The sequence below is a fragment of the Pandoraea eparura genome, assembly GCF_902459725.1.
Taxonomy (GTDB): domain Bacteria; phylum Pseudomonadota; class Gammaproteobacteria; order Burkholderiales; family Burkholderiaceae; genus Pandoraea; species Pandoraea eparura.
Window position 1 is genome coordinate 1 of record NZ_CABPSH010000008.1, and the last position, 11,601, is coordinate 11,601.

General features: G+C 59.2%; 10 protein-coding genes and 4 tRNA genes. All 14 read left to right on the forward strand.

The features are described from left to right. Positions 1 to 268 precede the first annotated feature (268 nt). The 14 genes from PEP31012_RS15715 to rpoB all read left to right on the forward strand — a co-directional run bounded on the left by PEP31012_RS15715 (position 269) and on the right by rpoB (position 11,584). Positions 269 to 463, forward strand: a complete 195-nt coding sequence (locus tag PEP31012_RS15715) for a hypothetical protein (RefSeq protein WP_150590280.1) — start codon at positions 269 to 271, stop codon at positions 461 to 463. 344 nt (positions 464 to 807) lie between these two features. Next, positions 808 to 1,581, forward strand: a complete 774-nt coding sequence (locus tag PEP31012_RS15720; protein ID WP_150590281.1) for a glycosyltransferase family 25 protein — start codon at positions 808 to 810, stop codon at positions 1,579 to 1,581. Between the two features lie 154 nt (positions 1,582 to 1,735). Beyond that, positions 1,736 to 1,821, forward strand: a tRNA-Tyr gene (locus tag PEP31012_RS15725). Between the two features lie 73 nt (positions 1,822 to 1,894). Beyond that, a tRNA-Gly gene (locus PEP31012_RS15730) sits at positions 1,895 to 1,968 on the forward strand. 34 nt (positions 1,969 to 2,002) lie between these two features. Next, a tRNA-Thr gene (locus PEP31012_RS15735) sits at positions 2,003 to 2,077 on the forward strand. A gap of 72 nt (positions 2,078 to 2,149) precedes the next feature. Beyond that, on the forward strand, positions 2,150 to 3,340 hold the full coding sequence (gene tuf, locus PEP31012_RS15740; RefSeq protein ID WP_150590282.1) for an elongation factor Tu: 1,191 nt from the start codon (positions 2,150 to 2,152) through the stop codon (positions 3,338 to 3,340). A gap of 64 nt (positions 3,341 to 3,404) precedes the next feature. Then, positions 3,405 to 3,480, forward strand: a tRNA-Trp gene (locus PEP31012_RS15745). Between the two features lie 22 nt (positions 3,481 to 3,502). Further along, positions 3,503 to 3,883 carry a preprotein translocase subunit SecE gene (gene secE, locus PEP31012_RS15750; RefSeq protein WP_042113452.1) on the forward strand — a complete coding sequence of 127 codons (381 nt, stop codon included), beginning with the start codon at positions 3,503 to 3,505 and terminating at the stop codon, positions 3,881 to 3,883. Position 3,884: 1 nt separating this feature from the next. Next, positions 3,885 to 4,442 carry a transcription termination/antitermination protein NusG gene (gene nusG, locus PEP31012_RS15755; protein WP_150590283.1) on the forward strand — a complete coding sequence of 186 codons (558 nt, stop codon included), beginning with the start codon at positions 3,885 to 3,887 and terminating at the stop codon, positions 4,440 to 4,442. Positions 4,443 to 4,585: 143 nt separating this feature from the next. Continuing rightward, positions 4,586 to 5,017, forward strand: coding sequence for a 50S ribosomal protein L11 (gene rplK, locus PEP31012_RS15760; RefSeq protein WP_010804164.1), 432 nt, complete (start codon positions 4,586 to 4,588; stop codon positions 5,015 to 5,017). Further along, positions 5,017 to 5,712: a 50S ribosomal protein L1 gene (gene rplA / locus PEP31012_RS15765; protein ID WP_150590284.1), complete on the forward strand. Its 696-nt coding sequence runs from the start codon at positions 5,017 to 5,019 to the stop codon at positions 5,710 to 5,712. The genes rplK and rplA overlap by 1 nt, the downstream gene beginning before the upstream one ends. 336 nt (positions 5,713 to 6,048) lie before the next feature. Beyond that, complete coding sequence (gene rplJ, locus PEP31012_RS15770; RefSeq protein ID WP_010804162.1) at positions 6,049 to 6,546, forward strand: 50S ribosomal protein L10; 498 nt, start codon at positions 6,049 to 6,051, stop codon at positions 6,544 to 6,546. Between the two features lie 60 nt (positions 6,547 to 6,606). Beyond that, positions 6,607 to 6,981, forward strand: coding sequence for a 50S ribosomal protein L7/L12 (rplL, locus tag PEP31012_RS15775; protein WP_150552112.1), 375 nt, complete (start codon positions 6,607 to 6,609; stop codon positions 6,979 to 6,981). A gap of 496 nt (positions 6,982 to 7,477) precedes the next feature. Beyond that, entirely contained in the window at positions 7,478 to 11,584 is a 4,107-nt protein-coding gene (gene rpoB, locus PEP31012_RS15780; RefSeq protein ID WP_150590285.1) for a DNA-directed RNA polymerase subunit beta, read from the forward strand. Positions 11,585 to 11,601: the final 17 nt, after the last annotated feature.

Sequence of the window (11,601 nt, forward strand, 5' to 3'; positions counted from 1 at the left end):
GGTAATCGTCAGGCTCCCCTTAAAAACCCCTTGCTACAACGCGTAGCAAGGGGTTTTTGCTTTTCTGGGAAATTCCGGCTGGATCGACGTCCAGCGCATCATTAGCGGTGCGTCATCGAATGCTTGAGACGCGTGTTGAATGGCGCGTGAGCTGACGGGCCCAAGGTGACGGCCACGGTCGGTGGCTGGCGGTATGTATCTCGGCGATGTCGCCCGATTGATGTTATTCGCTCGATACCCCCATAGATCTTTCGTGAGGATAAGGCCAATGTCAATTGAACCGTTGTGCGTTATCAACCGCGCGGCTATTGGCGTTTTGCCGCGGCAACCGTTTGTTGATTGGATCAATGCCGCAGACCCCTATCCCGGAGGCGCTGTTATCGCGTTGAAAGAAGCGCAGGAGGAGCCGTCGGTATTCCTGATCCCGGCCAATGGCAACGCCGACGAGCCAGGCAAGCGATGAGTGCAGCGGAACTGGAAGGCGCTCTTCGAGCAATCGTTCAACGATGGGTACGTAGACGTAACCCGATGGCCGCCTCATCGAACGCTCAAGATGTTCCGTGAGTGGTGCGACATTCACATTCATGAGATGGTGTTCGACTACGCCGCCACGCCTTTGGGATACGGTGACTGATTCGGCGCACGGTCGCGGTTAAGCCGTGCCGGCATCAATGTTCAGCGGCGATCGCTGTAGGAAAGCACTCGAAACACCAGGAAAAATCGCGTAATTTTGCATTTCATTCGTTATCGTGCCGCTTTTCAGTTTGCGGCGCAGGCGCCGCCCAGTCATGGTGCGAGCGCATAACGATGATCCAGAATCGCATTTCGACGCCAAACCTTCCCCCGGTTGTCGTCATTTCTCTCGTGGACAGCGACGTTCGTCGCACGCACATGAGTGCGCAGTTGGCCGCAGCCGACGTCCCGTTTCAATTCTTCGATGCCGAGCGCATTTCCGAGTATCCGTCGACGTATGACGCTGCCGAGCGCCTGCGGATCTATGACAATCACCTGACGCTTGGAGAGGTTGGCTGCTATGAAAGCCATTACCGAATCTGGGAGGCGCTAGCCAACTCCAACGACGATATCTGGTGCGTCCTGGAAGACGATGTCGAGTTGACGCCTGATTTCTCGCGACGTCTCAGGTCGACACTGAACGTGGCGGTGCCCTGGGGCATCATGCGCTTGAAGGAGGGCGGCGCCGCCGGGAAGTGGCAGGTCGGGCGGCTGCCTGGCGGAGAGGCGTTGCACGACCACCGGAAGCAGCCTGGCGGTGCCCACGCCTACCTCATCCGCCGCGGGGCCGCACTTGTGCTTCTGGCCTACGCCGGACGTATCATTCACCCGGTCGACGACATGATGAACCGGGATTGGGAGCATGGTATCCGCATGATCTCGGTATCGCCGGATATCGTGCTGGATCGGGGCGACGACTTCGGTACCACCATCCCGGGGCGTCATAAGGTCAAGCGCAACCCATGGCAAAAACTCAAGCGAGAATTCCACCGGGGGCGGGACAGTCTGAGCCGCCATGTCAACGCCTGGCGCCGACGTTGGTTTGCCCCGATACGTCATTGGCACTAAGCCCGATCTCGCCTGATTTCACATATCCAAGAAAATCAATAACTTGCCGCATATAGTGAAAATCCGCAGAGCGTCAGGCACAAAAACTGCGTATTTAATGCATGGAAGGTGTTGACAAGGCGGGGCGACATCTCCATAATTGCAAATTCTCTGCGGAGGGGTGCCCGAGTGGCTAAAGGGGGCAGACTGTAAATCTGTTGGCTTACGCCTACGTTGGTTCGAATCCAACCTCCTCCACCAGAATGCGGAAGTAATGAGCGCCGGAAATGAAAATCTCCGGCGCTTGTTGCCTGAGGCGAGAGTCGGAATCCAAGCGGGTGTAGCTCAATGGTAGAGCAGAAGCCTTCCAAGCTTACGACGAGGGTTCGATTCCCTTCACCCGCTCCAGGTGACGCGCAGATGCAGTAGAAGTCAAGGATTCGCCCATGTGGCTCAGTGGTAGAGCACTCCCTTGGTAAGGGAGAGGTCGGCAGTTCGATCCTGCCCATGGGCACCAAAGATAGTGTGAAGCGCGGCAATCATCATGCCGAGCAACCTCGGCAAAAGATAACCCCGTTAGGAGTCGGAAATGGCAAAGGAAAAATTCGAGCGGACTAAGCCGCACGTGAACGTTGGCACCATCGGTCACGTTGACCATGGCAAGACCACCCTGACGGCCGCTATCGCAACGGTCCTGTCGTCGAAGTTCGGCGGCCAGGCCAAGAAGTACGACGAAATCGACGCAGCACCGGAAGAAAAGGCGCGCGGTATTACCATCAATACCGCCCACATCGAGTACGAAACGGCTAACCGCCACTACGCACACGTTGACTGCCCGGGCCACGCCGACTACGTCAAGAACATGATTACCGGTGCTGCCCAGATGGACGGCGCTATCCTGGTTTGCTCGGCGGCCGACGGCCCGATGCCGCAAACCCGTGAGCACATCCTGTTGGCTCGCCAAGTTGGCGTGCCGTACATCATCGTGTTCCTGAACAAGTGCGACATGGTCGACGACGCCGAGCTGCTCGAGCTGGTCGAAATGGAAGTTCGCGAACTTCTGTCGAAGTACGACTTCCCGGGCGACGACCTGCCGATCATCAAGGGTTCGGCCAAGCTGGCGCTGGAAGGCGACAAGGGTCCCCTGGGCGAAGAAGCCATCATGCAACTGGCTGATGCGCTCGACACGTACATCCCGACGCCGGAACGCGCCATCGACAAGGCATTCCTGATGCCGGTGGAAGACGTGTTCTCGATTTCGGGCCGCGGTACGGTGGTGACGGGGCGTGTTGAGTCGGGCGTCATCAAGGTCGGCGAAGAAATCGAAATCGTCGGTATCACCCCGACGGTCAAGACGATTTGCACGGGCGTCGAAATGTTCCGCAAGCTGCTCGACCAAGGTCAGGCAGGCGATAACGTCGGTATTCTGCTGCGTGGCACGAAGCGTGAAGACGTTCAGCGTGGTCAGGTTCTGGCCAAGCCGGGCTCGATCACCCCGCACACGAAGTTCACGGGCGAAGTGTACGTGCTGTCGAAGGATGAAGGTGGTCGTCACACCCCGTTCTTCAACAACTACCGTCCGCAGTTCTACTTCCGTACGACGGACGTGACGGGCTCGATCACCCTGCCGGAAGGCAAGGAAATGGTCATGCCGGGCGACAACGTGTCGATCAGCGTTGAGCTGATTGCGCCGATCGCCATGACCGAAGGTCTGCGTTTCGCAATTCGCGAAGGTGGCCGTACCGTCGGTGCCGGCGTGGTTGCAAAGATCGTAGCGTAAGCCGGTACCTTAACGGTCCGCGCTTACGGGGTCAGCTTTTGGCGGCTGGCCCCACTGCTGTTTTAGGGGTATAGCTCAACTGGCAGAGCGTCGGTCTCCAAAACCGAAGGTTGGGGGTTCGATTCCCTCTGCCCCTGCCAAACAACTGTCTGCAAGCTGGAAATGGCGAATTCTCCCGTAGAAACTGTACGTACGACTGGCGACAAGCTGCTGCTGGCACTGGCCGGGCTGCTCGTGATTGCTGGTGTCGTGGCGTTCTACGCGCTGGAGCAACAAGCGCTGTATGTGCGCGTTGCGGCCATCGTCGTCGTTCTGGCCATCGCAGCAGGGGTTGCATTGGCATCGCAAACCGGCAAAGGCTTCCTGGCTTTTGCCAAGGATGCGTATCGGGAAGTGGGTAAGGTCGTTTGGCCGACCCGTAAAGAGGCCGCTCAAACGACTGCGATCGTCTTCGCGTTCGTCATCGTGATGGCGCTGTATCTCTGGATCAGCGACAAGACGATCGAATGGGCGGTGTTCTCTTTGATTCTTGGCTGGAAGTGATATGTCTGATACCGGGGCTGCACCGAGTAAGAAGCGCTGGTACGTCGTTCATGCGTATTCCGGCATGGAAAAGAGCGTAGCCAAAGCGCTGCGCGAGCGTATTGTCCGTGCCGGCATGGAAGACTATTTCGGCGAGATTCTTGTCCCGACCGAAGAAGTGGTGGAAATCAAGGGTGGCCACAAGTCGGTCACCGAACGTCGTTTCTTTCCCGGCTACGTGCTGTGCGAGATGGAAATGACGGATGACACGTGGCACTTGGTGAAGAACACCGCCAAGGTCACGGGCTTTGTCGGCGGTACGGGCAATCGACCGATTCCGATTCGGCAGGCCGAAGTCGACAAGATCATGTCGCAAATCAAGGACGGGGTGGAAAAGCCGCGTCCCAAGACGTTGTTCGAGGTGGGCGAGTTGGTTCGAGTCAAGGATGGTCCGTTCACGGACTTCAATGGCTCGGTGGAAGAAGTGAACTACGAAAAATCTCGCCTCCGTGTCTCCGTCACCATTTTCGGACGGGCAACTCCGGTAGAACTGGAGTTCGGACAAGTCGAAAAGATCTAAGAATAAAATGCGCCGGCGCGACGTCCGGCGCGTTTTTGCGTTGGTGACAGCCGTCGCCGAGGAGCGTCAGTAGCCCGTTTTTGGTGAACGCGCGCTATGACTCAACCCCGAATATGCGCCACATATTCGTTCCGGAGTAAACCATGGCAAAGAAAATCATCGGCTTTATCAAGCTGCAGATTCCTGCAGGTAAAGCCAATCCGTCGCCCCCCGTGGGCCCGGCCCTGGGTCAACGCGGCCTGAACATCATGGAGTTCTGCAAGGCGTTCAACGCGCAAACGCAGAGCCTCGAGCCGGGTCTTCCGATCCCGGTGGTGATCACCGCCTTTGCGGACAAGAGCTTCACGTTCGTCCTGAAGACCCCGCCGGCAACGGTGCTGATCAAGAAGGCTGCCAACCTGCAAAAGGGTTCGAGCAAGCCGCACACCGACAAGGTGGGCAAGATCACCCGCGCACAAGCGGAAGAAATCGCGAAGACCAAGATGCCTGACCTTACCGCCTCCGATCTGGACGCCGCGGTTCGCACCATCGCTGGCAGCGCACGTTCGATGGGCATCACGGTGGAGGGTCTGTAATGGCTAAGATCTCGAAGCGTCAACAAGCACTGGCCGCCAAGGTCGACCGCAACAAGCTGTACCCGGTCGGCGACGCTCTGGCTCTGGTCAAGGAATGCGCAAGCGCCAAGTTCGACGAGTCGATCGACGTCGCCGTGCAATTGGGCGTGGATGCGAAGAAGTCGGACCAAGTGGTTCGCGGTTCGGTCGTTCTGCCGGCCGGTACCGGCAAGTCGGTGCGCGTGGCCGTGTTCGCCCAGGGCGAGAAGGCCGAGCAAGCCAAGGCTGCCGGCGCTGAAATCGTCGGTATGGAAGACCTGGCCGAGCAAATCAAGGCCGGCAAGATGGACTTCGATATCGTGATCGCTTCGCCGGACACGATGCGTATCGTCGGTACGCTGGGTCAGATCCTCGGCCCGCGCGGCCTGATGCCGAACCCGAAGGTTGGCACGGTGACCCCGGACGTCGCTACGGCAGTGAAGAACGCCAAGGCCGGTCAGGTGCAGTTCCGTGTTGACAAGGCCGGTATCATCCACGCAACCATCGGTCGTGCATCGTTCGAGCCGGCTGCGCTGCGTCAGAACCTGTCGGCTCTGCTCGAAGCCCTGACGAAGTCGAAGCCGGCGTCGAGCAAGGGTGTCTACCTGCGCAAGATCGCCCTGTCGAGCACGATGGGCGTTGGCGTGCGCGTGGACCAGGCCAGCCTGGCTGCCTAAGCCGGACATCGAGCAACACAGTATCGCAATCGCAGGGTGATGGCGTCCCCTGCGACGGCTGCGATCCTCGGGATCGACAGTCAGTAGCAAGAGACTTTGGGCGGAAGCGGATTCTCCGGAAATCGCTTCCGGTTATCAAAGACCGTTGGCGGGAATGGGCATGTATTGACGCTCCCTTAATACGCCAGCCAACGCAGATGGCGAACCCGAACAGGTTATGCAGTCACCATCGTCGCACGCGGGTAACCGGGCGCGGCGGTTGAAACTCCAGACATGTCGGTAAGCCGTTAGTGGAACGGCATCACCATGAGGTGATGTTAATTTTGGAGGTTAACCGTGGCACTTAATCTTGATGATAAGAAAGCCGTCGTGGCAGAAGTTTCGGCGCAAGTCGCCGGTGCTTCGACCATCGTTGTGGCTGAATATCGCGGAATCACGGTTGGCGATCTGACGAAGCTTCGCGCCAATGCGCGTCAGCAAGGCGTCTACCTGCGCGTTCTGAAGAACACGCTGGCTCGCCGCGCGGTGGAAAACACCCCGTTTGCTGACCTGGCTGAGCAGATGACCGGTCCTCTGATCTACGGTATCTCGACGGATCCCGTAGCCGCTGCGAAAGTCTTGAACGACTTTTCGAAGGGCAACGACAAGTTGATCTTGAAGGCCGGCTCGTACGACGGCAAGGTGATGGACAAGGCAGGCGTGCAAGCGCTGGCCTCGATCCCGAGCCGCGACGAACTGCTCGCGAAGTTGCTGGGTGTCATGCAAGCGCCGGTTTCCGGCTTTGCTCGCGTCCTGGCTGCCGTGGCCGAGAAGAAGCAAGCGGAAGCTGCTTAATTCTCGTCCCGGTTACACGATCGCTGACTTCGGTCCGAACACAATCTAGGAGTTTTACAAATGGCAATCACGAAAGAAGACATCATCGACGCCGTTGGCGCAATGTCGGTTATGGAACTGAACGACCTGGTCAAGGCGTTCGAAGAGAAGTTCGGCGTGTCGGCTGCTGCCCTGTCGGTGGCTGGCCCGGCGGGTGCTGGCGCTGCTGCCGCAGTGGAAGAGCAAACCGAATTCAACGTCATCCTGGCGGAAGTCGGTGCGAACAAGGTCGGCGTGATCAAGGCCGTCCGCGAAATCACGGGCCTGGGCTTGAAGGAAGCCAAGGACGTGGTTGATGGCGCTCCGAAGGCTGTCAAGGAAGGCGTCGACAAGGCTGCTGCTGACGAAGCCAAGAAGAAGCTGGAAGAAGCCGGCGCCAAGGTCGAAATCAAGTAATTCGGCTCTGCGCGTAGGGAAGGCTGGCGACGAAACGTCGTCAGCCTTTTTGTGCTTTCTGGAGAGCCAAATCCCACAAGCGGGGGGCGGTGTTCGAAAGCCGGCGCGAAATGGCGCCAAGTGGTTGAAAACAAAATAATTTCATTGATACATCCGTGATTCGTGCCGGTTCAGGTGCACGCGCCATCGAGAACATCGGCGACACGCAGTAACAGCGCAGGACCCAGGAAGTACCGAAGAGGCCAAAGAAAAAATCGCGCCGGGATTCGACCCGTGACGGTTTTCTCTTTGTCTTCTGAAGCGACTGCAGAAGGCAAGTTTGGTCGGGCGACGGGCAACACAGGCATCCGTCGCCGTCAGCCAGCGGTTGGTAGCGGCCAACCACCAAGCTCGTTGCTCCGCGGCAAGCCCGCCGTGGGGGACGTCTGGTCTCAGTCGATGAACACCCGTTGACGATGCCTGCCGTCGTCGTCAGCGTAGTGATTCGGAGATCGTAATGCACTATTCCTTCACCGAGAAGAAACGCATTCGCAAGAGTTTTGCGAAGCGTCCGACCGTGCACAAGGTGCCGTTTTTGCTGGCCACCCAGCTCGCCTCGTACACATCGTTCTTGCAAGCCGATGCGCTTGCATCGGAGCGGAAGCCGGAGGGTCTGCAAGCAGCCTTCTCCTCCATTTTCCCGATCGTTTCTCACAACGGGTTCGCACGCCTGGAGTTTGTCAGCTATCTGCTCGGCACGCCCGCGTTCGATGTCAAGGAATGTCAACAGCGCGGCCTGACTTTTTGCTCGGCCCTGCGCGCCAAGGTTCGCCTGGTGATTCTCGACCGTGAATCGCCGAACAAGCCCGTCGTCAAGGAAGTCAAGGAACAGGAAGTCTACATGGGCGAAATTCCGCTCATGACCTCGACGGGTTCCTTCGTCATCAATGGCACGGAACGTGTCATCGTCTCGCAGCTGCACCGCTCGCCGGGCGTGTTCTTCGAACACGACAAGGGCAAGACGCACAGCTCGGGCAAACTGCTGTTCTCCGCACGGATCATTCCCTACCGCGGCTCGTGGCTGGACTTCGAATTCGATCCGAAGGACATTCTGTACTTCCGCGTCGACCGCCGTCGCAAGATGCCGGTCACGATCCTGCTCAAGGCCATCGGCCTGACGCCGGAACAGATCCTCGCGAACTTCTTCGTGTTCGACAACTTCAAGCTGATGCCGGAAGGCGCGCAGATGGAGTTCGTGCCCGAGCGTCTGCGCGGTGAAGTGGCGCGCTTCGACATCACGGATCGCGAAGGCAAGGTCATCGTCCAGAAGGACAAGCGCGTCAACGCCAAGCACATCCGCGACCTGGAGAACGCCAACACCAAGTTCATCTCGGTGCCGGAAGACTACCTGCTCGGCCGTGTGCTCGCGAAAAACGTGATCGATGGCGATACCGGCGAAGTGATCGCCAACGCCAACGAAGAAATCACGGAAAGCGTGCTGGTCAAGCTGCGCGAGTCGGACGTGTCGGACATCCAGACGCTGTTCACGAACGATCTGGACCAGGGTTCGTACATCTCGGCCACGCTGCGCATTGACGAGACCGCCGACCGCACCGCTGCGCGCATCGCGATCTACCGCATGATGCGTCCGGGCGAGCCGCCGACCGAAGACGCGGTCGAGGCGCTGTTCAACCGTCTGTTCTACAGCGAAGAAGCGTACGACCTGTCGAAGGTGGGTCGTATGAAGTTCAACCGCCGTGTCGGCCGTGACGAAGTGCTCGGCCCGATGACGCTGGAAGACGACGACATTCTCTCGACCATCAAGATCCTCGTGGATCTGCGCAATGGCCGCGGCGAAGTCGATGACATCGACCACTTGGGCAACCGTCGTGTGCGTTGCGTCGGCGAACTGGCCGAGAACCAGTTCCGCGCTGGTCTGGTGCGTGTCGAGCGTGCCGTGAAGGAACGTCTGGGTCAGGCCGAGTCGGAAAACCTGATGCCGCACGACCTGATCAACAGCAAGCCTATCTCGTCGGCCATTCGCGAGTTCTTCGGTTCGTCGCAGCTCTCGCAGTTCATGGACCAGACCAACCCGCTGTCGGAAATCACGCACAAGCGTCGCGTGTCCGCACTGGGCCCGGGCGGTTTGACCCGCGAACGTGCCGGCTTCGAAGTGCGCGACGTGCACCCGACCCACTACGGTCGCGTGTGCCCGATTGAAACGCCGGAAGGTCCGAACATTGGTCTGATCAACTCGTTGGCACTGTACGCCCGCCTGAACGAGTATGGCTTCCTCGAGACGCCGTACCGCAAGGTGGAAGACGGCAAGGTCACCGACCAGATCGACTACCTGTCGGCCATTGAAGAAGGTCGCTACGTGATCGCTCAGGCGAACGCGTCGATCGGCGAAAACGGCGAACTGACCGACGAACTGGTGTCGTCGCGTGAAGCCGGCGAAACGCTGATGGTCACGCCGGACCGCATCCAGTACATGGACGTGGCGCCGTCGCAGATCGTCTCGGTCGCAGCCTCGCTGATTCCGTTCCTCGAGCACGATGACGCGAACCGCGCGTTGATGGGTTCGAACATGCAGCGCCAGGCCGTGCCTTGCCTGCGTCCGGAAAAAGCGGTGGTCGGTACGGGTATCGAGCGTACGGTGGCCGTTGACTCGGGTACGACCGTGCAGGCTTTCCGTGGCGGCGTGGTCGACTATGTCGACGCCGGCCGTGTGGTGATTCGCGTGAACGACGATGAAGCCGTGGCCGGTGAAGTCGGCGTGGACATCTACAACCTGATCAAGTACACGCGTTCGAACCAGAACACCAACATCAACCAGCGCCCGATCGTGGAAGTGGGCGACAAGGTGGCGCGCGGCGATGTGATCGCCGACGGCGCGTCGACCGATCTGGGTGAGCTGGCGCTGGGTCAGAACATGCTGATCGCGTTCATGCCGTGGAATGGCTACAACTTCGAGGATTCGATCCTGATCTCGGAGCGTGTGGTTGCGGAAGACCGTTACACGTCGATTCACATCGAAGAGCTGAACGTGGTCGCTCGCGACACGAAGCTCGGACCTGAGGAAATCACGCGCGACATCTCGAATCTGGCCGAAGTGCAACTGGGCCGTCTGGACGAGTCGGGCATCGTGTACATCGGCGCGGAAGTCGAAGCCGGCGACGTGCTGGTGGGCAAGGTCACGCCGAAGGGCGAAACCCAGCTTACGCCGGAAGAAAAGCTGCTGCGCGCGATCTTCGGCGAGAAGGCATCGGACGTGAAGGACACCTCGCTGCGCGTGCCGTCGGGCATGAGCGGCACCGTCATCGACGTGCAGGTGTTCACGCGTGAAGGTATTCAGCGCGACAAGCGCGCCCAGCAGATCATCGACGATGAACTCAAGGGCTACCGCCTCGACCTGAACGACCAGCTGCGTATCGTGGAAGGCGATGCATTCCAGCGTCTGGAGCGCTTCCTGGTGGGCAAGACGGCCAATGGCGGTCCGAAGAAGCTCGCCAAGGGTACCAAGCTCACGAAGGAATACCTGGCGGATCTGGATCGTTACCACTGGTTCGACATCCGTCTGGCGGAAGACGAAGGTGCGCAACAGCTCGAGCAGATCAAGGAATCGATCGAGCAGAAGCGTCACCAGTTCGACCTCGCCTTCGAAGAGAAGCGCAAGAAGCTCACGCAGGGCGACGAACTGCCGCCGGGCGTGTTGAAGATGGTCAAGGTGTACCTGGCGGTCAAGCGTCGTCTGCAGCCTGGCGACAAGATGGCCGGTCGTCACGGTAACAAGGGCGTGGTCTCGAAGATCGTGCCGATCGAGGATATGCCGTACATGGCCGATGGCCGTCCGGCGGACATCGTGCTCAACCCGCTCGGCGTGCCGTCGCGGATGAACGTGGGTCAGATTCTCGAGTCGCACCTCGGCTGGGCAGCGAAGGGTCTGGGCTGGCGCATCGGCGAAATGCTGCAGGCGCACACCAAGGTCCAGGAAGTTCGCAAGTTCCTGACGAAGATCTACAACGAGAGCGGTCAGCAAGAAGATATCGACAGCCTGTCGGACGACGAAATCATGTCGCTGGCGCGCAACCTGCAGAACGGCGTGCCGTTCGCAACGCCGGTGTTCGATGGTGCGCATGAAGAGGAAATTCGTCGCATGCTGGATCTGGCGTTCCCGGATCACATCGCGAAGGAACTCGGCATGACCCCGTCGAAGAACCAGGTCACGCTGTTCGACGGCCGTACCGGCGAAGCTTTCGAGCGTCCGGTCACGTGCGGCTTCATGCACATGCTCAAGCTGCACCACTTGGTCGACGACAAGATGCACGCGCGTTCGACCGGTCCGTACTCGCTGGTGACGCAACAGCCGTTGGGCGGTAAGGCCCAGTTCGGTGGTCAGCGCTTCGGTGAAATGGAAGTGTGGGCACTGGAAGCGTACGGCGCATCGTATGTGCTGCAGGAAATGCTGACCGTGAAGTCGGATGACGTGACGGGTCGTACGAAGGTGTACGAGAACCTCGTCAAGGGCGATCACGTGATCGATGCCGGCATGCCGGAATCGTTCAACGTGCTGGTCAAGGAAATCCGTTCGCTCGGTATCGATATCGACCTGGAGCGCGGTTAATCGCGTTCAGGCAACAG